At 37.8% G+C, this 21,797-nt stretch carries 18 protein-coding genes, 1 tRNA gene and 1 other annotated feature; of the genes, 10 read left to right on the forward strand and 9 right to left on the reverse strand.

Translation table 11 applies throughout. The annotated features are described in order from the left end of the window. The first annotated feature begins 141 nt into the window (after positions 1-141). The 5 genes from JZO85_RS00505 (at position 142) to JZO85_RS00525 (ending at position 5,089) form a co-directional block, all read left to right on the forward strand. Positions 142-1,116, forward strand: coding sequence for a polyprenyl synthetase family protein (locus JZO85_RS00505; RefSeq protein ID WP_207106544.1), 975 nt, complete (start codon positions 142-144; stop codon positions 1,114-1,116). Between the two features lie 158 nt (positions 1,117-1,274). Beyond that, positions 1,275-1,844 carry a glycerol-3-phosphate responsive antiterminator gene (locus JZO85_RS00510; RefSeq protein WP_207106545.1) on the forward strand — a complete coding sequence of 190 codons (570 nt, stop codon included), beginning with the start codon at positions 1,275-1,277 and terminating at the stop codon, positions 1,842-1,844. A 182-nt stretch (positions 1,845-2,026) separates the two neighbouring features. Then, positions 2,027-3,475, forward strand: a complete 1,449-nt coding sequence (locus JZO85_RS00515; protein ID WP_207106546.1) for an NAD(P)/FAD-dependent oxidoreductase — start codon at positions 2,027-2,029, stop codon at positions 3,473-3,475. Position 3,476: 1 nt separating this feature from the next. Continuing rightward, a complete protein-coding gene (locus tag JZO85_RS00520) occupies positions 3,477-4,739 on the forward strand; it encodes an NAD(P)/FAD-dependent oxidoreductase (protein WP_207106547.1) in 1,263 nt (420 codons plus the stop codon). Continuing rightward, positions 4,736-5,089 carry a DUF1667 domain-containing protein gene (locus JZO85_RS00525; RefSeq protein ID WP_207106548.1) on the forward strand — a complete coding sequence of 118 codons (354 nt, stop codon included), beginning with the start codon at positions 4,736-4,738 and terminating at the stop codon, positions 5,087-5,089. The genes JZO85_RS00520 and JZO85_RS00525 overlap by 4 nt, the downstream gene beginning before the upstream one ends. 60 nt (positions 5,090-5,149) lie before the next feature. Here JZO85_RS00525 and pheT read toward each other — a convergent pair whose 3' ends face one another. The 6 genes from pheT to lepB all read right to left on the reverse strand — a co-directional run bounded on the left by pheT (position 5,150) and on the right by lepB (position 17,417). Beyond that, positions 5,150-7,567 (reverse strand): phenylalanine--tRNA ligase subunit beta, encoded by a 2,418-nt coding sequence (gene pheT, locus JZO85_RS00530; RefSeq protein ID WP_207106549.1) that lies wholly within the window; start codon positions 7,565-7,567, stop codon positions 5,150-5,152. Positions 7,568-7,573: 6 nt separating this feature from the next. Further along, complete coding sequence (gene pheS / locus JZO85_RS00535) at positions 7,574-8,617, reverse strand: phenylalanine--tRNA ligase subunit alpha (RefSeq protein WP_207106550.1); 1,044 nt, start codon at positions 8,615-8,617, stop codon at positions 7,574-7,576. 328 nt (positions 8,618-8,945) lie between these two features. Next, positions 8,946-9,145: a binding site (T-box leader), on the reverse strand. Between the two features lie 47 nt (positions 9,146-9,192). Then, positions 9,193-9,537 carry a winged helix-turn-helix transcriptional regulator gene (locus JZO85_RS00540; RefSeq protein ID WP_207106551.1) on the reverse strand — a complete coding sequence of 115 codons (345 nt, stop codon included), beginning with the start codon at positions 9,535-9,537 and terminating at the stop codon, positions 9,193-9,195. Between the two features lie 66 nt (positions 9,538-9,603). Beyond that, positions 9,604-13,287, reverse strand: a complete 3,684-nt coding sequence (gene addA / locus JZO85_RS00545) for a helicase-exonuclease AddAB subunit AddA (RefSeq protein WP_207106552.1) — start codon at positions 13,285-13,287, stop codon at positions 9,604-9,606. Continuing rightward, positions 13,277-16,759: a PD-(D/E)XK nuclease family protein gene (locus JZO85_RS00550; protein WP_207106553.1), complete on the reverse strand. Its 3,483-nt coding sequence runs from the start codon at positions 16,757-16,759 to the stop codon at positions 13,277-13,279. Before JZO85_RS00550 ends, addA begins: the two co-directional genes overlap by 11 nt. A gap of 115 nt (positions 16,760-16,874) precedes the next feature. Then, a complete protein-coding gene (gene lepB, locus JZO85_RS00555; RefSeq protein WP_207106554.1) occupies positions 16,875-17,417 on the reverse strand; it encodes a signal peptidase I in 543 nt (180 codons plus the stop codon). A gap of 185 nt (positions 17,418-17,602) precedes the next feature. Here lepB and JZO85_RS00560 point away from each other — a divergent pair, with 185 nt between their 5' ends. Further along, a complete protein-coding gene (locus JZO85_RS00560) occupies positions 17,603-18,199 on the forward strand; it encodes a nitroreductase family protein (RefSeq protein ID WP_207106673.1) in 597 nt (198 codons plus the stop codon). A gap of 100 nt (positions 18,200-18,299) precedes the next feature. Here JZO85_RS00560 and JZO85_RS00565 read toward each other — a convergent pair whose 3' ends face one another. Together JZO85_RS00565 and JZO85_RS00570 are read right to left on the reverse strand one after the other, a co-directional pair. Further along, positions 18,300-18,794, reverse strand: a complete 495-nt coding sequence (locus tag JZO85_RS00565) for a hypothetical protein (protein ID WP_207106555.1) — start codon at positions 18,792-18,794, stop codon at positions 18,300-18,302. A 13-nt stretch (positions 18,795-18,807) separates the two neighbouring features. Then, complete coding sequence (locus JZO85_RS00570) at positions 18,808-19,011, reverse strand: hypothetical protein (protein ID WP_016180129.1); 204 nt, start codon at positions 19,009-19,011, stop codon at positions 18,808-18,810. 161 nt (positions 19,012-19,172) lie between these two features. Between JZO85_RS00570 and JZO85_RS00575 the strand changes: the two genes are divergently transcribed. The 3 genes from JZO85_RS00575 to JZO85_RS00585 all read left to right on the forward strand — a co-directional run bounded on the left by JZO85_RS00575 (position 19,173) and on the right by JZO85_RS00585 (position 20,287). Next, on the forward strand, positions 19,173-19,700 hold the full coding sequence (locus tag JZO85_RS00575) for an HdeD family acid-resistance protein (protein WP_207106556.1): 528 nt from the start codon (positions 19,173-19,175) through the stop codon (positions 19,698-19,700). Between the two features lie 60 nt (positions 19,701-19,760). Continuing rightward, the gene (locus JZO85_RS00580; protein ID WP_207106557.1) at positions 19,761-20,156 is read left to right on the forward strand and encodes a hypothetical protein; all 396 of its coding nucleotides are present in this window, start codon (positions 19,761-19,763) and stop codon (positions 20,154-20,156) included. A gap of 58 nt (positions 20,157-20,214) precedes the next feature. Continuing rightward, a tRNA-Gln gene (locus tag JZO85_RS00585) sits at positions 20,215-20,287 on the forward strand. Between the two features lie 118 nt (positions 20,288-20,405). Here the strand turns inward: JZO85_RS00585 and JZO85_RS00590 are convergent. Then, positions 20,406-20,726 carry a hypothetical protein gene (locus tag JZO85_RS00590; protein ID WP_207106558.1) on the reverse strand — a complete coding sequence of 107 codons (321 nt, stop codon included), beginning with the start codon at positions 20,724-20,726 and terminating at the stop codon, positions 20,406-20,408. Between the two features lie 828 nt (positions 20,727-21,554). Between JZO85_RS00590 and JZO85_RS00595 the strand changes: the two genes are divergently transcribed. Continuing rightward, complete coding sequence (locus JZO85_RS00595; RefSeq protein ID WP_207106559.1) at positions 21,555-21,791, forward strand: hypothetical protein; 237 nt, start codon at positions 21,555-21,557, stop codon at positions 21,789-21,791. The last annotated feature ends 6 nt before the right edge of the window (positions 21,792-21,797 follow it).

Raw genomic sequence — 21,797 nt, forward strand, 5'->3', positions numbered from 1 at the left:
GCTATTTTTATACTTTTTCTTCAAAGGATTTGCTTGTCTTTCATGTGCCTTCTCTCACGAAACACTAATTAAGCATTCTAGTAGTTTTTCTGGTGAGCATAGGATAGAATGGAGGTGAAAACGTTGTAAGAAGGAGCTCTCATGTTAGACTATTGGAACGAATACCCTAAAATACAGAAAAATCTAATTCAAGTTAAGAAATTGATCTCGCAAAGGCTTGTTATTAATAATAAATCGATTGAAGAGGCCATCACAAAATTTTCTTCTACAGGAGGAAAAATGATTCGTCCGGCACTCTTTTTTCTTTTCGCTGATTTTGGAGAGGAAAAAGAACAGGATCAATTAGTAAAGATAGCGGCTTCCCTTGAGTTGCTGCACTCTGCTACGCTTATCCATGATGATATCATTGATGATTCTCCTACTCGACGTGGGTTGCCCTCAATTCAATCTCGGTTTGGCAAGGACATCGCAGTTTACACTGGAGATTTTATGTATACTAGTTATTTTGAATTACTGGCAGAATGTATGAGCGCTACTCCTTTTCTATTAAAAAATGCACAAGCGATGAAAAAAGTATTGCAAGGTGAACTGACACAAATGTCTTGCACTTTTAATCCCGATCAAACAATCGTCGACTATTTACGTAATATTAATGGAAAAACAGCTGAATTAATTCGGCTCAGCTGCCACGAAGGTGCTTATTTTGGGGGCTCAGATGAAAAACTACAGGCTCGTGCCAAGCGAATTGGCTCGGCAATTGGTCTAGCCTTTCAGGTATATGATGATATCTTGAATTTTTCTTTAGAGCTTGGGGATGAACAAAAACCGATTTTAACTGATGTCCAACAAGGAATTTTCACCTTACCTTTATTAATTGCACGCGACAATCAGCCTGAAATCATTCGTCCTTACTTAGAACGACCAGAAGCCTTATCAAGACAGGATTTAATTCAATTAGCTTATTATGTTGACCGTTTTGATGGTATCGCTGGTGCTCTTGAGTTTGCAGAAAAATTAACACAAAAGGCTTTAAATGAAATTCAAGAATTACCCGAAGGCAAGAGTAAAGAAATTCTTAATACGGTTGCGATTCAGCTGTTGGAACGTTCTTATTGATATCACTGACATTGATTATACAAAACCCCAAACGTGGCTTTTCTAAAAAATACGCTTGGGGTTTTGTTTTTTCTTTTCACAATCATTGTAAACAGTACTTCTTCTTCCATTTTTTACATGGTAAAATAAAACTGAAAACATGTAAGGAGCAATGTTAGATGAATACTCATGAACTATATCAAAAATTAGAGCTCTCTCCTGTAATCGCTGCTACAAAAAACGAGTTCGAGCTGGAGGCCGCGATTCAATCAGAATGTGAAGTCATCTTTGTTCTCCAATCACACTTAATGGAACTGGCGGAGCTGTCCAAAAAAATCAAAACAAATAAGAAAACAGCAATTTTACATGCGGATTTAGTTAAAGGCCTCTCTTCTGATGAGAAGGCCGTTGATTATATCAAACAGTCTACTTGCTTTGATGGAATTATCTCCACCAAACCAGCAATCATCCGTCACGCTAAAAAACATGGACTGCTAGCAATCCAGCGCTTCTTTCTATTAGATTCTTCCGCTTTAGAAAATGTTGTACGTCAACTAAAATATACGGAAGCTGATTTAGTTGAGGTGTTACCTAGTGTTTCACCAAAAATCATTAAGGAACTCGTCAATCATTCTAAAAAACCATTGATTGTTGGCGGTTTGATTCGCGACAAAGAGGACATCATGGGGGCTTTGGGTGCTGGAAGTCTTGCTGTATCAACCACAGAAGGTTTGATTTGGTCAATTTAACGATTGTTGATTTTTTATAAAGGTGTTATAATACAGTTAATTGAATATCGGCTAGAGATAAAAAGAGTATAGCGGCAAACGTCAACAAACATTGACGTTTGTTTACCTATACTCTTTTTTGCTGCATTCCAGGATGCAACTACTGAGTAAGTAGAAACTTAAATAAACGGGAGGAACTATCTATGTATGATGTAATTGTAATCGGTTGCGGAATCGTTGGTGCCGCAACTGCCTATGAACTAAGCAAATTTCAACTGAATACTCTGGTTTTAGAAGCGGAAAACGATGTTAGCCTTGGAGCTACTAGAGCCAACAGCGCCATTTTGCACGCTGGTTTTGATCCTGAACCTGGCAGTTTAATGGCAAAACTCAACGTTGATGGCGCAGAGCGTGCAAAAGAGCTCTGTCAAAAGCTCTCTGTTCACTACGATCAAATTGGCTCTTTGGTAGTTGCTTTTTCAGAAGAAGAGCTTGAATTGATTCAAACGCTTTATGAACGCGGAGTCAAAAATGGTGTGAAGGATTTGGAACTTCTGGATCAAACTAGCCTTCATAAGATGGAGCCCAACCTTTCCGCCGAAAGTTTGGGGGCGCTTTACGCCCCCACCGCAGCGATCGTAAATCCTTGGGAATTCTGCCTTGCTTTGGCGGAAACAGCCGTAAAAAACGATGTAGAAATTGCTTTGAACAATCGAGTAATCGATATCAAGAAAATTGAAGATGGCTATGAAATTATAACGAATCAGTCTAGCTATCGGACTCACTATATCTTTAATGCAGCAGGCGTTCATTCAGATGATATCCATAACTTGATTGCGGAACCTAATTTTGAGATCACTCCAAAGCGCGGCGAATATTTTTTATTGGATAAATCAGAAGGAAGCATGGTTAATCATGTGATATTCCAATGCCCTTCTAAAATCGGAAAAGGCGTTTTAGTTAGTCCAACTGTTCACGGAAATTTAATTGTCGGACCAAATTCAGAGGCTGTTCAGAGAAATGACCTAGACAGTGGAAAAGATACAGGAAATACTGCTGCGGGACTTAACACTGTAGCAACTTTAGCAAAGAAATCACTTCCTGAGCTTAACCTGCGAAATTCTATCAGAAATTTTTCTGGCGTGCGTGCAAATAATAGTGCAGGAGATTTTGTTCTTCAAGAGGCTGCTGTCGGTTTTATTGATCTGGCAGGTATTAAATCACCCGGCCTTACTTCTGCTCCTGCAATTGCTTTATATGGTATTGAATTATTAAAGAAATCTACTGGAGAAAACTTTGTTCGAAAAGACGAGTATGTTGATTCACGAGAAAAAATTATCTTTGAGGAACTCAGTATTGAAGAAAAAAATAGAGTTATTTCTACGAATGATACTTATGGCAGAGTTATTTGTCGATGCGAAACAATTACTGAAGGTGAAATTCGCGCAGCAGCACAATCCCCTATTCCACCAGCTTCTGTAGATGCTGTCAAACGAAGATGCAATGCTGGAATGGGTCGTTGCCAAGGCGGATTCTGTGGACCGCGTGTCGTTGAGATCTTAGCTGATGAACTACACAAATCGCCGCTAGATATTCTGCAGGATCGTCAAGACAGCTATATTTTAGTTGATGAAACCAAAGGAGGTCGTTAATATGCATGAGTTAATCGTCATCGGCGGAGGCCCAGCCGGTTTGGCCGCAGCTATAGCAGCTTACGAAAAAGGCGTCAGAGATATCTTGATTATTGAACGTGATCAAAAGCTCGGAGGCATTTTAAATCAATGTATTCATAACGGTTTTGGACTGCATTATTTTAAGGAAGAACTAACAGGTCCTGAATATGCAGCTCGATTCATCGAAATGATTGAAAAAACAACTATTAAGGTGTTATTGGATACCATGGTTTTGGAAGTAACAGAAAATAAGGAAGTGCACATTGTCAATAAAGAGCAAGGGTATCAAATCTTAAAATCTAAGGCCTTAGTTTTTGCTATGGGCTGCCGTGAGCGGACCCGTGGGGCTATCGGTATTGCTGGCAGTCGTCCAGCTGGTGTATTCACCGCGGGTACTGCGCAAAGATATGTCAATATGGAAGGCTATATGGTTGGAAAAAAAGTAATTATTTTAGGATCTGGAGATATTGGTTTAATCATGGCTCGACGTATGACTCTTGAGGGTGCAGAAGTTTTAGCCTGCGTTGAAGTAATGCCTTATTCCGGCGGGTTAACTCGAAATATCGTTCAATGCTTAGATGATTATGAGATCCCCCTGCTCCTTTCCCATACAATTACTGAAATTCGAGGAAAAAGCCGGGTAAATCAAGTAGTCGTTTCAGAGGTGGATGAAAACCGCCAGCCGGTTGCTGGAACAGAACAAATTTTTGATTGCGATACCATTTTACTATCAGTTGGATTGATCCCAGAAAATGAACTGAGTCGTGATGCAAATCTTGACTTAGATTCAAAAACGAACGGACCATTTGTTTTCGAAAATATGGAAACGTCAATTCCGGGTATCTTTGCTTGCGGCAATGTCGTTCACGTCCATGATTTAGTTGACTTTGTAACTGCTGAGAGTATAAAGGCAGGCACTTCTGCGGCTTCATATATTTTAGCCCAAACTAGTGAGCCGACAAATTGTCTTACTATTAAGAATGGCGCCCATGTTACTTATGTTGTTCCACAAAAAATTCGAGATGAAAATATTGATCGCCGGACTGAACTTTTCTTCCGTGTTAATAAAGTTTTTGATGAGAGTCAAATATTGATAAAATCGCAAGGAGAAATCTTAGCCAAACAGAAGAAAGCATACATCGTACCGGGCGAGATGGAAAAAATTAAACTATCTAAAAATGTTTTGGAAAAAGTCATGAACGGAGAATTGGAAATTTGTGTCGAGGAGGTATCGAAAGGATGAAAAACTTTATCTGTATAATGTGTCCAAAAGGCTGTCACCTATCGGTTGATGAAAATAACGATTATCAAGTATGTGGTTACAGTTGCAATAAAGGAGTGAAATATGGAAAAGCCGAAGCGACTAATCCTATACGAGTAGTCACGTCCACTGTTAGAGTCAGTGGTGGCAAGACGCACCTCTGTTCTGTTAAAACAGCTGACGGCATTCCTAAAAAGGCAGTACTAGAAGCGATGAAGGAAATAAATAAAGTCGCATTAAAGGCGCCAGTAAAAATCGGCGATATTGCTGTAAAAAATCTTTTAGAAACCGGTGTCGACGTTATCGTGACAAGTGATGTTCAGATTAGCTAAAAATACACTTCCTACTATATAAAACAGCCCTCAAAAAAACATTTGAGGGCTGTTTATTACTTAACGGATAACCGCTTCTAATTTTTCTTCTAAATTTTTAGTAACTTTAGCCATGATACGATTAATCTCTTCATCAGTTAACGTCGCATCAGGATTTACAAAGGTCAAATTATAAGCCAATGACTTTTTGCCTTCTTCAATATTTTTACCTTGATAGACATCAAAAAGCTGCATCTCAGTCAAGAATTTTCCGGCAGCGTCGCTGATAACTTCCGTGATGTCTGAATTAGTACTTGTCTCATTCACTAACATCGCAATATCACGACTTACTGCAGGATATTTTGAAACAGCCTCAAAGACTAATGGTGTTTTTTCTTTACCAATCAATGCGTCTAGATTCATTTCAGCCACATAGGCTGATTTTAGTTCATAACTCACAGCCATTTTAGGATGGACTTGACCGATAAAACCAATCAGCTCTTCTCCCAAATAAATACCAGCTGTTTGTCCAGGATGCATCTCAGACATTTGGGTTGCTTGGTAAGAAATTTCCTCAGTAAGACCTAAGCCTTCAACCAATGCTTCGACCATTCCTTTAATTGTGTAATAATCGCAAGCTTCTGCTTTTCCTGTCCAAGATTTGTTAACAACATTACCTGTCACAGCAATTGCGACATGATTTTGTTCGATCGGTAAATCTTTTTTTGGATCATTGTTTTGATAGAAGACATGGCCGATTTCATAAAATGCTACATCATTATTTTTGCGCGCAACATTGTACGACAAGTCCTCCAGCAGACCGCTAATTAAGTTCAATCGCATTGTTGAGCGTTCTTCACTCATTGGCCAAGCTACCCGAGTCACCTTGCTTTCTTTCAACAAGAATTGTCGAGCCTTTTCTTCAGTCGTCAAGGCATAGCTAATCGCTTCTGATAATCCGGCACCTTCTAACAGATTCCGTACTTTTCTGGTCGTCTTTTGTGTTTCAGTCAAGAAGCCTGCAACTGTTTGTCCTTCCGGTAGTGTCGAAGGTAAATTATTGTAGCCATAAATTCGCGCAATTTCTTCCATTAAATCAGCTTCAATCGTGATGTCCCAACGACGCGGAGGTACACTGACGGTTGTTACACCTTCTTTAACTTCGGATGTAAATCCAAGTGCTTTAAAAATATCGTTGACTTGTTCTTGTGACAATTCCGTTCCTAAGAAACGATTGACCTTTTGAAGAGTTGTACTTACATCAACATTTTCAGGATGCACTTCACTTCCCTTAACAGCCCCTTGTAACACTTTACCACCGGCTAACTCAGCGATCATCGCAGCTGCTACTTCTCCAGCTAAACTGATTTCTCCCTGATTGATCCCTTTTTCAAAGCGCATAGATGCTTCACTGCGCAGGTTATAGCTTTGTGAAGTGCGGCGAACCAATGTATGGTCAAACATAGCCATCTCTAATGCGACAGTCGTTGTCTCATCAGAAATTTCTGAATCTAATCCACCCATCACCCCTGCCAGTGCAACAGGGATTTCACCATTAGTGATTACGATATTTTCTGGATTCAATGTCCGTTCTACACTGTCCAATGTTGTAAATGGTTCATTTTCTTTTGCTCGACGAACCATGATTTCCTTGCTGCCTAATTTATCGTAGTCAAATGCATGCAACGGCTGGCCGAATAATAATAAAATATAATTCGTAACATCTACTACGTTGCTGATCGGACGAATCCCTTCATTCATTAACCGATTTTGCAGCCATTGTGGACTAGGTCCGATTTTCACGTCTTTAATGATTCGAATTTCATAATGCGGCGCATCGTTTTTATCAGTCACAGACACTTTGATTTTATCGCTGGCTTTCTCCTCTGACTCCCTTAGTTCGACAGCAGGAAAATGGACTTCTTTTTTATAAATAGCTGCTACTTCATGTGCAACACCGCGAATACTTAGTGCATCCGCACGGTTCGGTGTAATTGATAAGTCAATTATCGTATCATCCATTTCTAAATATGGAAATACAGGATCGCCAACAAGTGCTTCTTCTGGTAAATAATAAATTCCTTCAGAATATTCTTTAGGGATCACGGAATCGCTAAAGCCAAGTTCTTGTAATGAACAGATCATGCCATTTGAAACTTGACCGCGCATTTTCCCTTTTTTGATTTTTACATTGCCAGCAATGCGAGAGCCAGGTAATGCAACAATCACTTTAATACCAGCTTTGATATTGGGCGCCCCGCAAACAATTTGCGACAATTCTTCCGCGCCTACATCCACTTGACAGATCGATAAGTGATCTGAATCAGGATGCGGGATACATTCTTTTACATCACCAACGACGATTTTCTTCAAACCATCTTCTGGCGATTCCAATCCTTCAACTTCGATCCCTGTCAATGAAAGACGATCTGCTAAGTCCTTCGGTGCGACATCTTTAACGTCGACATATTCATTTAACCATTTATATGAAACTAACATTGCTTCCTACTCCCCCTTGAATTGTTCCAAGAAACGAACATCGTTTAAATAGAAATTTCGAATATCATTGACTCCATAACGCAGCATTGCAATCCGATCCGGTCCCAAGCCAAAAGCAAAGCCAGAATATTCTTTTGGATCAATACCCGACATTTCTAATACATCAGGATGAACCATTCCTGCACCGAGGATTTCGATCCAACCAGTATGCTTGCAAACATTACAGCCTTTACCGCCGCATTTGAAACAGCTGACATCAACTTCTACAGACGGTTCGGTAAATGGAAAATAGCTCGGACGTAAACGAATCTTGCGCTCTGCACCAAATAACTCCTTTAGTAGTACTTCTAACGTTCCCTTTAAGTCACCCATCGTTATTCCTTTATCAACGACTAAGCCTTCAATTTGATGAAATTGATGACTGTGCGTCGCGTCATCTGTATCACGACGAAATACTTTACCTGGTGAAATCATCCGCAACGCACCTTTTGAAAAATCGTGTTTTTCCATAGTACGTGCCTGAACTGGGGATGTATGTGTACGTAATAATAGCTCATCAGAAATGTAAAAAGTATCTTGCATATCTCGTGCAGGGTGATCCTTTGGCAAGTTCATCCGTTCAAAATTGTAATGGTCAGATTCAATCTCCGTTCCTTCGACAACTTGGTAGCCCATTCCAACAAAAGTATCTTCAATTTCTTCCATGATTTGAGTCAATACATGTCGTGTACCATGGGAAACTTGTTTTCCTGGTAAAGTGACGTCTAAAGTTTCTGCCGATAATTGCTTTTCTAAAGCCAACTCCGCTAAGGCTGATTTGCGCTCTTCGATTGCTTTGGTTAAAAGATCGCGAATCTCATTGGCAAAAGCACCTACTACAGGACGCTCTTCTGCTGAAAGATCCCGCATTCCCCGTAATACTTCAGTGATTGGTCCCTTTTTCCCAAGAGTTTCTACTCGGATCGTTTCAACGGCAGAAAGCTCATCAGCTGCGTCAATCTTTGCTAACGTCTGACTTTTTAACTCTTCTAATTGCTCTTGTAAACTCATTGTTTTCTTCCTTTCCCATTTGCTTTAAAAAGATAGAAACTTCAAATTGAAAATGAAGCCCTATCGAATTTTCGACTGTTGGATGATTGTGAGGAATCGTTTACTGCTCTTCAAACTGATCCTCAAAAAACTTGCATAATATTAAGTCAATTCTGATTTTTACTCTGTTTGATAAAGAAAAAAAGCAATAATCTTTCCATTTGTAAAGTGGCCAACATATTCATATTCTTTAACAAGATGTGTCAAGGCCCTCATTCCATTATCCAACTTCATGTAAAATGAGCAAAAACGCGATTATTTCTAGAAATCGCAAAAAGACCTCGTTCCACAAAGGAACGAGGTCTCGCGTTACCATCCTAATTCGCCAACCGAATAAATTGGCGCTCTTGCTTTTTAACGACTATGCCGGTCTTTCGACAAACTCCGGAAGTGAACTTCATCTTTTCTTCTCTTAGTCTGCTTTCAGTCAGCGACAGACATTCCCTTTTAAGATATAAAAAGATTACTCTTTTCCATCAACGTTTTTTGAACTATTTAATTGACTATCCCAATACTACAAGAAATCAAAAAATTTATCAACTACATTCTTCATCCGTGATCCAAGTATCGCCCCATTGATGAATCTCATTCATTACATTTTTCAATGCTTCGCCCTTATTTGTCAGACAATAATCCATCCGTTTTTGGCTTCCACAAGCAATCACACGACCTACAATACCTTCTGCTTCTAATTCTTTTAGTCGTTCGGTTAAAACTCGATCGCTAACATCTGGAATCATCGCAGCAATATCGACAAATCTTTGCGGTCCGCCTTCCAACAATACATCAATAATCAAACCGTTCCATTTTTTGCCTAAAATCTGAAAACCCTTCTCAAATTTTGGACAGAGTGAAAAGTCCATTACTTCTACTTGTTCCATAATTCTCACCTCGATAGAGAGAGTATAGCACATCACTTACCTTTTATAAGTACATCTTGCCTGTACCTAAGGAGTTTTTAACAAATCAACTGCATGATTTCCTTGTAAAAAGATTAGATAAGCTGCTTCAACAGGCTTTTGTTTCGCCCTTTCTAAAGCATCCTTATAGAGATACAATTGTCCACGATAGCGGTTAATCAGCGTTTGTTCCCTTTCAGGAGTATAATAATCCGTCTTTAAATCGTACAGAATAATTCTATCATCAAACTCTAAATAGCCATCGATTATTCCATGAATTAAAATCTCATCTTGGTTTTGGTAATCATTAAATAATTGATCTGCAGGTATCAACATCGCAAATGGTTCTTCACGATACAATCGGTCTGCATGTTGGATTACAAAACGACCAATATTAGTATCGAGGAAATGCATAATACTATCAACAGAAACCTTCTCTGCAATTTCCTGTGTTAATGTTTGTCGTGAAACTAGCTCCTCAATCAAGGCTTCGACCATTTCTCGCTTAGGATCCTTCTGTAATGGTAATAGCTGCATCACTAAGTGAGTGGCCGTCCCGATTTCAGCAGCGGACAGTTCCTTTTTCGTACTTAAAAATTTAGGTTCTCCTAAGTCGCTTTCAGTAAATCGATAGTGTGTTTGTACACGAGAAGAATCAAGCTCCAGCGCTAATCGATTATCTGGATCATCATAAAGTCGTTTCAGTTCTGATACCGATTGATAACTCGTTGTTTTCGTCGCTTCAGGATAAGGATATTCAAACAGCAAACTTTTTTTCAACGGTTGGATATTGATCGTTCCTTGGGGGATTTCTAGTGTTTTAATCTCTGGAAGATATCCCTGAACTTTCTCGACAATCATTTGCGGATCCGTAAAATTCAGTTTGAATGTGGCCGGGTGGTGCTTCAAAACAGCAGGCTGATTGACAATATACTCGTTCTGATAATTTTCCATCAGCGGATGTCTAAATAAACTCAAGCCAATCCAATCAAAGAAGCTATCATTTTGACCATTCCTAAGACCTGCATCTAAAACTAAATTTTCGTTCAAAGAGCCTTTGCTCCAAGTCTTATATGCTGCAGCTTCATCATCATAAGAACCCACCAAGAATAATTTTTGCTCTGCTCGAGTTAAAGCAACATACAGTTTCCGCATTTCTTCTGATAGCAGCTTATTCAAATTCTTCTGCTTGACGGTTTGAAAGAGTAATGTGTCTTTCCTTACTCGGGTATCCGGCGTCAATAACTTCACGCCAAGTCCTAATCGCTCATCAAATACATAATTTCTTCGTGTATCCTGAACGTTAAAGCTTTTGCTCATATCCATTAAAAAGACTATCGGAAATTCTAACCCTTTACTTCCATGGATCGTCATTACTCTCACAGCGTCTGAAATTTCTTCAGTAGGAGGCTCGCCTAAGTCCTTATCTTTTTCCTGCATCTTTTCAATAAAGCGAATAAACTGGTACAAGCCGCGGAAACTACTGCGTTCATAATCCTTTGCTCGTTCAATTAATGCTAGTAGATTTGCATGGCGCTGCTGTCCAGCAGGCATTCCTAAAACATAATCCAAGTAGGCTGTTTCATTATAGATTTTCACTAATAAGCTGGCCAACGATTCGCGCCGAGCATACTCACGCCAATCACCCAATTGAGATAAGAAGACTGTCAATTTTTGGACAGTGGTATCATCATTCATTTGAACATATTTTTTTACTGCCTGATAATACTCTTTTTGCGGCAATGCTAGGCGGACCTGTGCCAACTCTTCTTCCTGCAAGCCAACTATCGGTGATCGTAAAACTGCGGCCAAAGGAATATCCTGATACGGATTATCAATAATCTGTAAGAGAGAAATCATTACTCGCAGCTCTGTTGATTGAAAATAATTTTGTGTATCATTGATAGATAACGGAATTCCCAATTGTTTAAACACTTCCAGAATCGTTAAATTATTGCTTCTAGTTGGTGTTAAAAGTACGATATCTTCATAACGTATTGACCGCATCGCTTTTTGTTTTTTATCATAGACTTCAAATCCTTGATCAACTAATTCACGAATCTTGACGGCAGTCATAAATATTTCACCCATGGATTTATCTTCTATCCAATCAGGAGTCTCCCCGTTTTTTTGATAGATTAGTAACTCTGGACTAAATGTCTCCGTTTTAGGAAACGCCGTGAAGCCATTAATCAATTCTGCTTGTTTATCATATTCAATCTGTCCAACTGTTTGATCCATTAATTGAGTGAAAATCAAATTGGTGAAGTCTAAAACTTCTTTGCGAGAACGGAAGTTTTCTGCCAAAATGATTCTGCGTCCTCCATTTTCATTAGCAAAATCATGATATTTTTGGATAAACAAAGTTGGGTCGGCTAAACGAAACCCATAAATCGATTGCTTGACATCACCTACCATAAAGAGATTTCCCGGCTCCTCATTACTAAGCTGACGTAAAATAGTTTCCTGTAACTGATTGATATCCTGATACTCATCTACTAAAACCTCGGTGAATCGACTGCGATAATAATCCTCAGCAGGTCTTGTGCCATCAATCTCTGCTTGCAAAATTTGCAAAGTAAAATGTTCCAAATCATTGAAATCCAGCATCCCTTTTTCACGTTTTTTTGCGGAATACTCTTCGATAAATCGTTTTTCAACACGAACCAATTCTTCCACAATCGGTAATGCTTCCTGCAAACGTTCCACTTGCTCCTCTGGTGAGACTAAAAAGTACATTTCTTTGATCTTCGTCAAACTCTGCTTTGCCTGGTCTCGATAATTCTTACATTCCGTGATTATATCGCCATAAAGTTCTTTGACATCTTTTTTTCTTGGAGAAGGATACACTGGAAATTTGAGATTCTCAAAAAAAGTATAGACCGTCGATAAATCGTCCTCTACTAAGGCTTTTTCAATTTGCTGGACAATACTCTGTTCGTTTTGGGCAACATCCGAAATCTTTTGCAAGTCATCAATCCCTTGACTGGCAGAGAGCATCCACTGATAAGTTTGACTGGCCTCTTGTAAATTAGTCAAAACTTGCGGACGGATTAACTCACGATATAAATCTGAATCCACTAAATTTCCTACTCGATAATTCTCGACTAATCCATCTAACCACTTGAACGGTTCAGGATTTGCTCGGGCAAATTCATACATTGAGAGAAGTAAATCTTCCAAACCACTGTCACTGCGATCATTAGAGAAGTTCTCGGTTAAACGATAAAAGATTTCTTGATTTTCTTCATAAAAAGTTTCTCTAAGATCATCCCAAACATCCTCTTTCAATAAAATCGTCTCCGTGTCATCTGTCAACATGCGATAACTTGGATCTAGATCGATCAAGTAGAAAAAGCGTTGAATAACTTTAGAACAAAACGAATGCAGTGTCGATATATTCGCCATTGGCAACAGTGTCAATTGACGCGTAAAATGATTTTTTAATTTTTGATCCGTTTCTTCATTAATTGCTTCCTGCAGTGCTGATTGAACTCGTTCCTTCATTTCACTAGCTGCCGCCTCAGTAAAAGTCACGACTAATAATTGATCGACCGAGAGCTGCTGTCGCTTAATCTTTTCGATTACACGCCGAACAAGTACCGCTGTTTTTCCTGATCCTGCTGAAGCTGAAACCAAAAGATTAGCCCCTTGATCATAGATTGCCTGCCACTGGGAATCTGTATACATTTCATTCGGCGCTTTTGGAGGGATAGAGAAGTTAGTTGTCATGTAGTTCTTCCTCCATTCGTTTTAAGACTTCTTCCTTAGATAGTTTTTCTAAGCGGTGATAATTATTTTCCTTCAACATCGCATCGAACTTGCAAACACTGCGGAAAGGACAGTATTGACAGGCAATCCGTTGATTATCTTTGTAGGTTGGATTCAATTTGATTTCACCAGAAACGATTTGATTGCCCGCCTTTTGAATTTTCTCTCGATTGTATTGTCGCAATAGATCAATCTCTGATAACTCATAAAATTTATCTTTGGATTGCGGGACGACCACTGTCTGCCCATTTTTATCTTTTTTGATTGGAAATAAAAGCGAGTTTTCCTTTTCATTTAAGCTCTGATCCAATTGATCGTAAAGCTCTGGCTCTTTTGTAAAGAGGCCATCATATTGATAAGCCTTCAACATATCCCTTTCAATGCTCTTAGGCTCTTTCAAAACCGGATTATGGACATGCAAATAATAAGCTCCCGCTGGTTTGATCACTTTTCCGCTTCCTTGATTGAAGTCAGTCACTGCAACATCTAAATAAGTGATTAATTGCAATGCAATTCCATAGTACGCGTCCGCCACATTAAAGCTATGGGGACTAGATTTATAATCAATTACACTTAACCAATCATTTTCAGCACTCTGTAATTGATCCAAGCGATCAATTTTACCACGAATCGCGACTTCTCCACCGTTCGATAAGGGCAAGTTGATTCCTGGAATCCCTTTTTGTCCGCCGATAGAACCAAAAATAATTTCGGTTTGCTGCGGCTCCAATTTAGTACGGGCACTTTGCTGTACCAACCCCCAACTGACTCTTTGAATAGTTCGCGACAATTGGTAACGAATATAATTCATTCGCGCTGAACTGGACAAAATAGCAAATTTCAGTTCGCCAAAAATTTCTTTCAATACTTGATCTGCTAATTGATTTCGTTCGGCTTCTTCTAATTCCGCTAAACGCAAACCCTGTTCTTTTAATAAGCGGAAAAAGTAATCTAGCGCTTCATGGTAAAAATCACCAGCCGCCGCAGGTGTTAATCCATAAACCGTTCGTTCTTTTAACCCAAGACCAAAATTGGCGAAATATTTATATTGGCAGTTGTAAAAATTCTCGATTCTTGAGACTGAAACATACAGATTCTTCCCATATAATCGTTCTGCTGTCTCAGGCAATAACTCACGAGGAACGTTAAGATCCTGCAAACTTCTGAAAACTCGTTGTGCCATCGAAGCAAATGAACTATTTTGAATGAACTTTTGCAGTTCTCGCCACGCTGGTAGAAACGCTCGGTTTTCATCCTGGGCGAAACGATTTAACGCAATCAAATCAGATAAAAGTGTTCGCATAGTACCTAAATGATCCTCTGGACTGCTCATTAAGTTCAATGATTCATTTTCTTTAATCGGCAATTGCAAACCTTGACTCAATTGTCTCAAAAAGGAAGAAATCTCTAGCTTTTTCTCGCCTTCAACTGTTGTTGCAACGCTCAAATAGAGCTTTTCACTAGCAGAAAGAAAAACCGAGTATGCTAAAAATGGTTCACGATTTACTTTTGAACTATTGCTTTCAGGCAAAAATTTTCCATCTGGCAAATTTTGATTGAAGGCCGAACGTTCTTCAGCCGATAGTAACCCCTTGTCATCAAAACGAGCTGGGAAATCAATATTGTTCAAACCAATTGCAAAGGTAACTTTCATTTGATCTACGCGTGCTAACTCTAAATCGTTAACCCGCACCTGATCTATCGCTGTTGGTATTTTTCCGTAGTTTAAGTTCATCAAACCAGCTAAAAATATTTCTTGGAAATTCACCCAATCAAAAGTATCATTTCCATAAATCAATACATACTCATCTAAAAGATCAAGCAATGCCTGCCATGTTTGTTCATGATTACGAGCCTTTTCTAAATTCCCCTTTTCGACTTCCTGGTCGCGCCAGAATAGTAGTTGCCGCTTCACACCGCTGTCTTCTAAAAAGTGAAAGAAGAGTGTAGCCGCCTCTAGCCCATTATCTGCCTGTTTCATTTTTTTGAAAAATTCTGGCAGTACTTTTTGGACTGAACGCCGCACGTCATTGGTCGTTGTTTCTAAATCTTTCGCATCATTAAAAACATCTGCTTCAAAATCATAATCTACAAATTCCCAATCCGCTGTTTTTGTCCATGCATTCCCCCTGAAATTATAAGCCAGACAAACATTTTCGGTTTGATCAATTTTTTCTCTATATTGTTGTTGCTGGGCAAACCATGTATCTGCTTTCCACTCAAAAGGAGCAAAAAGTTCCGTTCGAAGCATCCGAAAAACGTCATTGATACGATAATTATAATTATCAACTAGAAACAATGCTTGTAAAAACTCTATCAACGGATGGGCAGCCATTTCTTGCGTTTCATCAAGATAGAATGGAATATCCAGCTTATTGAAAATATCCGGCAACACACTGTTATAAACTTCAGGCTTGCGTAGTAAAATCTGAATATCTTTATATCGATACCCTTCATCTTTTACTAGGCGTCTTATTTCTTCACCGATCTTACGGATCTCCTCCGCTACTGTACCAAATTTTGTAAGCTGAAGCTGATCTGTTTGAGATAAATCAGTCTTTTTTTGATTTGCCCAATATTCTCCTACTTGATTAAAAACTGTTTGCTTAGTATGTGAGAATTGATCAGGACGTACTGGGACCTGTTTCTCATCTGCACTACGCTTTAATTGAAAATAAGTTTTACCTGGATCGGCAAATAAGTTTAAGGGACTAGGTTCCTCCGTTGGATAAGATCGATCTAACTCCAAGGAAACATGTAATTCTCCACAATGCATTAAAGTAGTTAAAACGCTCAACTCCCGAGCGTTAAATCGGGTAAAGCCGCTTACAATAAAAAGGCTATTCGTTAGATTTTTATTGCTGAGATATTCTTGCAGCAACAATAAAGGATCTTCATTGGCCACTTGATAATTCAACAAAGCCTCTTCGTAGGCTGCATATACTCTACGCAGGTCCTGCAGCTTCAAAACTTGATCTTGGCCAGTGCCGTTTTCTGCTAAATCTTCAACGGTTATATTTCCAATCTGCATTTCTTGGTAAAAACTGACTAATTGTTGAATAAATCCTGTTTTATTGACTTCACCGCGAAAAATCGTTAACTCCTCACGTTGTTCATGCAAAATCTTTCTTAAAATCATTGCATTGCCGGCTTCAGATAAAATATTTCCGGGCACCTGACCATCCCGCTGTAAAAAGTACCAAGCCAATCGTTGAAAACTAAAAACCTGTGTACGAATCGTACTAAATTCTGTCGCTCCCTCATCGCGTCTCATAGCAGATAAAAGGTTAATCTCTTGTTCAAATTTATTGTAATTGGGGACTAAGAAAAAGACACGATTCTCAGGATTTTGCTTTAACCAAGCTTGTGCTGTCTGAATCATTCGCTCTGTCGCATCATTCTGTCCAGTACCTAGCAAAAATTGTAATGACATCGTTTCCCCTCGATTCTTCAAATTATGTTACGTGCTTATTATAGCAGTTCAGTTAAAAAGTCGCATAATGAAAGATAATACAAAAGCATTCCGTAAAAAAAGACTAGCAAAATTGCTAGTCTACTGTACCAAACCGATTTAACGGCCAGAAAACAAATTTCACATCTGCCATGATATCCTTCTCTTTAATCATTCCAATGATTCGACTATCTTTTGAGATTCGACGATTGTCTCCCAAAACAAATAGTTCTCCTTCAGGAACTTTCTCAGAGCCAGATAACTCTTTCAAATTAAAATCATAAGTTAATGGCTGATTGTCAGTTAATTGGCCTTTGAACTCATCCAAATATGGCTCGTCATATTTTTTTCCGTTGATGTAAAGTTCATCATTCTTATATTCAACAGTATCGCCTGGTAATCCAACAACACGTTTGATATAGTTTTTCCCCTCATCATCCGGTGCTGGAAAAGTTACGATGTCAAACCGCTTAATATCAGTGTTTTTCAATGCAATAACCCGTTCACCATCTATCAATGTTGGGTCCATTGAATCTCCCTTGACCACTACAGGAGTAAAAACAAAATGGCGCAAACCAACCAAGATCACCGCCAAAATTAAAAACCAAATAATTGATTTTCCTATTTCTTTTATATTCATCTAAGAGCCTCCATCTTACAGTTCATACTTCTAGTTTATCATATTCTCAAGTAATTATTAAAAAGGTTTCATCTCCCCTTTAAAAAAAATTACCATTCTGCGAGCATATTTCTTTTCTTACTTTTTGTAAGATGGTAAAGTAAGCTTTGTCAACAAGAACAAAACAAGAAAAGGTGGAAATTATTATGTCTCAATTTTTAGAATCATTAAAAGATCGCCGTTCATTTTACACACTAGGCCGCGATGTAAAATTATCTGAAGAAGAAATTACTGAATTAATCAAAGACACGGTTAAAAGCAGTCCAACTGCGTTTAACGCACAATCACCTCGTGCAGTTATTCTTTTCGGAGAGGCTCATGAGAAATTATGGAACATCGTTGAAGAAGCTCTAAAACCACTAACTCCAGCAGAAGTATTTCCAAATACACAGGCTAAAATTGCTAGCTTCCGTAATGCCTATGGTACTGTAATGTTCTTTAAAGAAACGGATACAGTAAAAAATTTACAAGAACAATTTACATTATACGCTGATAACTTCCCAGACTGGGCTGAACAATCAAACGGTATTGCTACAGCAAATACTTGGACAGCTTTAACAGCCGCTGGTCTTGGGGCAAACCTACAACATTACAACCCAGTGATCGATGATGCTGTTGCTGAAGAATGGAACATTCCTGCTAATTGGCAATTACGCTCTCAATTAGTTTTCGGTTCTAAAGAAGGCGAAGCTAACGAAAAAGAATACTTAGCTGACGACGAACGTTTCCGTGTTTTCCATTAATATAGTTTAAAATCAAAACGAGCGATGCTGATTTTCCAGCATCGCTTGTTTTTTATAAGCAAGTTTATGTTTTGCAAAAAAAGATGACATCTCTGCCATCTTATTTCCCGTCTTTATCTTTATCGTCTTTGGTTAAAATTTCTAAGGTACTCCCTTCACTGAGATGCGCCGAAAGAAAAACAACGAATTCAGTCAAAGAATAATCAAAGGTCAAAATGGGGCCGCGACGCTCTTTCCGGAAATAGTTTAACTTAATCAAGCCGCTTTCTTCTTGAAACAAGACTACTCGTTCAATTTCATTGAGCGGAATCCCCCGGTTATCTAAACTAAAAAGAATCAGACTATCTTCAGTAAATCCCTTTTTATCCAATAAAAAACTCAGCATTACTAAGGCAGCTAAAATCGTCTGTGCTCGCCCGTTGAAATCTTGCCAACTAGTAAAACCAGTCCAAAGAATCAACATTGTTAAAAAAATATAGAATGGGTATTGTTTACGTCGTTTAAAAATCGGAATAACGATGTCTCTTCGTGCCAATAATAAAAAAACGTAAAGAACAATAGTGAAAATTCCCAATAACAGTGTAAATATATTCAAAAAGAACCGCCTTCTAACTTGGAATGAAATTAGAATATTTTACCACGACCATGTTAGATTTGTCATCTCGCTGCTCTTGATCAACTTCTTCGCATTGATTAATACGAACAACAGCGCAATTTGTCATCTTCGAAATTACTTCGCCTTCCACGCATTCTTCGAAACCAATCGGATGGCAGCGATAATTTCTACCAAGTTCAATTTCTTCTTCATTCATAAGTAAGCCCTCCAGTATCGACATTCATTTGTTCGTCTAGCTTTTGGATCAATGTTATTCGCAATTATACCTAAGTCTGGAATGGTTTACAATCGAAATTTTCACTTCATTAGCAAAAAGACACCAAATCAGGTAAAATTATTTATGAGGAGTGATATTTTATGTCAAATTTTATCGATTCAATCAAGAAATATGGATATTTAAGAAGTGCTTGCTACCTAATCTTTGGTATCGCTATCCTGTTTTCACCACGAAGTGTTTTTAAAGGGATGGTCTACATCATCTTCTTCTATTTATTAATTTTTGGTATTTTACAAATTATTCGCGGCTTAAGAACAAAAAAATATACAGGGAATGTCGGTTTTGAGACAACTAGTGGAATCATGAGAGTCATCATCGCCTTTGTTGTTCTTTGGTTTTCAAAAGGAATTATTAGTATCTTACCAATGTTCTTAGGTTTTATTATTCTAATTTTTGCAATTGGCCAATTCGTACAAAGCTGGACTGCAAGAAGAAACGGTTTTCCAGTCACGGGACAACTTATTTATAGTGCACTGATGATTCTTACCGGTTTTTTCCTTTTATTCAATCCATTCAGCAGTTTAATGGTCTTATTCCAAATTTTTGGTTTTCTGTTGGTCACTATGGCTATTTCAGAATTTATTAATACTCGACGCTTTAGTCAATAAAAAAAGCTTCTATATATAAGAAACATTTATGCTGAATATACAGAAAAAAGCGAGGTCATTATGAACACAGCAATCGAACTTTATCATTTTACTCAAAAATACGGCATTAATTATAATACGAATGAAAATAAGGGAGTTCTTTTGTTCAATCGTTTTGTCCAAGTATTTGCCAAAACTAATTTCTCCTTTTCATTCATTGGCTTTCATAAATATGAAGGTTTAAAGAATCAAGAAGGTCTTACGGCATATGGAATCTCTGGAAACATATTATATGCCTTAAGTAAGCAAAGGTCATACAAGTACAATCTTTATCAATGTAAAGAAATTAGCGGCAAAAAGAAACTAAATGGCATTCGTCTATCTTTAGTTTTTGATACTGAGACCGTCAATATTAACTTAGGTTTTGCTGATGGAAACTTAGTTTTGGCTGCTTTAAAGCAAGCAGGAAAAAAATAATCGAGACATTTTATTTGAAGAATAGAAAAACTAGCGTTATAATTCTTTCTGTTCTTAGTGGGATATGGCCAAACTGGTAAGGCGCCTGACTCTGAATCAGGTAAGTGCAGGTTCGAGCCCTGCTATCCCAATATGTATAATCATTGATATGACAGTCTTTCCGAATGGTTAGACTGTCATTTTTTGTGCTATATTTTAACACTGACTACCCCTAACTAAATTAAAGAGTTTTAAAATAACTAATATCTGTTACATCACTTGTTTACTATTTGAGTGTTGAAAAAAATACTCAGCAATTATTAGTTCCAAATTCTGACCTACTTCAAAAGCTTCTTTAGGCGTCATATGGAAGAATATTGCTTCGTGATGATGAACGTTTATATAAAAATCTTTTACTGTAACGAGGATCAAATTAGTCTTCCCGTCCAAATGATATTTGTAGACATGATAATTTCTATCATTCACTTTTATTGTTTTTGAAATAGGAATACTATACGCTTGTCCTTTCTTACTAAACCAGTATGGCATGTCAATATAATTTCTTTTTCGTATAATATGAAACTGTTCCATGTTAATTCCCCTCCTTACTAATAAGCAGCTAGGATAATAGTTCGATTTGAGTATTATTCATTTGCCTAGTTTCACTAATCTTCTTATCCTTCATATTTTATTTTTACGAACAAATGTTCTCATATTTTTTTAAATTTGTAAAGTTATATCGTATGTATGAGAAAAATATAAGAACTTGCGTATCTTCTATTAAAGGAGGTGTTGCTAATGTTTTTCAATAATTCAATGGGTACAGTTTACATTTTAGACGATAAGAAGTTGATACTTAAAACATCGAATAGAAACTATTCTTTTGAATCAAATAATCCATTCATTTTACAGGAAAAGTTCTATGACTACATTGATATGTTGACAGAATTGGAAATTGAGAATATGTATTTTGTTAGGTTACATGAATTCATGAAGGAAGATTTTTAAAAGCCCATCAATTGGGCTTTTTTTAAATTTATTTGTAGAAACATGTTGACATTATATACTCGTGAGTATATAATATAAATATAGAAAGGAGTTGAGAAAAGATGAAGTTAGATGAAATAGGAAAAGCCGTTGCCATCGTATTAGGAATTCTTCAATCCGCTAAGATACTGAAAGAATTACTAAAAGACGATAACAACGACTGACTCTAAGGGTGAGATAACTCTCGCCCTTTCATCTAAATTTTATCATGGCTATCATGAAAAGAAAAGTTTATTTAATTCTACTATTGTTGTTGACTCTCATTGGTTTAATTCTGGTGCTCACTGACGTTATAAATTGGCTGATTTTCATCATATTGATTGTAATCGTTAATTCAACCGCTTATCTATCCACTAAGGAGAATAAAACGTAATGAAGTATAATTTATCAGAAATCAGCAAAGAGCTTTATACCTTTAAAGAAGCTAGTTTAAAGTTAAATAGAAAACCCAATTACTTAACTCAAATGTATTCACTTCATCCAGATTGGTTTCATCCAGATACTATTATGACAATTGGACGAGACAACATAATTTCTCAAGAAGGTATTGATTTTTACTTAGATAATGCAACGGTTAGAAAACCAAAAAAGAACCTCTCAACCGATTAAGGCTGA

The organism is Candidatus Enterococcus murrayae (assembly GCF_017315985.1).
Classification (GTDB): domain Bacteria; phylum Bacillota; class Bacilli; order Lactobacillales; family Enterococcaceae; genus Enterococcus_A; species Enterococcus_A murrayae.

Coding starts and splice junctions, on each gene's coding strand:
- JZO85_RS00505 (WP_207106544.1), top strand. CDS start 142: ATGTTAGACTATTGGAACGAATACCCTAAAATACAGAAAAATCTAATT.
- JZO85_RS00510 (WP_207106545.1), top strand. CDS start 1,275: ATGAATACTCATGAACTATATCAAAAATTAGAGCTCTCTCCTGTAATC.
- JZO85_RS00515 (WP_207106546.1), top strand. CDS start 2,027: ATGTATGATGTAATTGTAATCGGTTGCGGAATCGTTGGTGCCGCAACT.
- JZO85_RS00520 (WP_207106547.1), top strand. CDS start 3,477: ATGCATGAGTTAATCGTCATCGGCGGAGGCCCAGCCGGTTTGGCCGCA.
- JZO85_RS00525 (WP_207106548.1), top strand. CDS start 4,736: ATGAAAAACTTTATCTGTATAATGTGTCCAAAAGGCTGTCACCTATCG.
- pheT (WP_207106549.1), bottom strand. CDS start 7,567: ATGTTAGTTTCATATAAATGGTTAAATGAATATGTCGACGTTAAAGAT.
- pheS (WP_207106550.1), bottom strand. CDS start 8,617: ATGAGTTTACAAGAGCAATTAGAAGAGTTAAAAAGTCAGACGTTAGCA.
- JZO85_RS00540 (WP_207106551.1), bottom strand. CDS start 9,537: ATGGAACAAGTAGAAGTAATGGACTTTTCACTCTGTCCAAAATTTGAG.
- addA (WP_207106552.1), bottom strand. CDS start 13,287: ATGACAACTAACTTCTCTATCCCTCCAAAAGCGCCGAATGAAATGTAT.
- JZO85_RS00550 (WP_207106553.1), bottom strand. CDS start 16,759: ATGTCATTACAATTTTTGCTAGGTACTGGACAGAATGATGCGACAGAG.
- lepB (WP_207106554.1), bottom strand. CDS start 17,417: ATGAATATAAAAGAAATAGGAAAATCAATTATTTGGTTTTTAATTTTG.
- JZO85_RS00560 (WP_207106673.1), top strand. CDS start 17,603: ATGTCTCAATTTTTAGAATCATTAAAAGATCGCCGTTCATTTTACACA.
- JZO85_RS00570 (WP_016180129.1), bottom strand. CDS start 19,011: ATGAATGAAGAAGAAATTGAACTTGGTAGAAATTATCGCTGCCATCCG.
- JZO85_RS00575 (WP_207106556.1), top strand. CDS start 19,173: ATGTCAAATTTTATCGATTCAATCAAGAAATATGGATATTTAAGAAGT.
- JZO85_RS00580 (WP_207106557.1), top strand. CDS start 19,761: ATGAACACAGCAATCGAACTTTATCATTTTACTCAAAAATACGGCATT.
- JZO85_RS00590 (WP_207106558.1), bottom strand. CDS start 20,726: ATGGAACAGTTTCATATTATACGAAAAAGAAATTATATTGACATGCCA.
- JZO85_RS00595 (WP_207106559.1), top strand. CDS start 21,555: ATGAAGTATAATTTATCAGAAATCAGCAAAGAGCTTTATACCTTTAAA.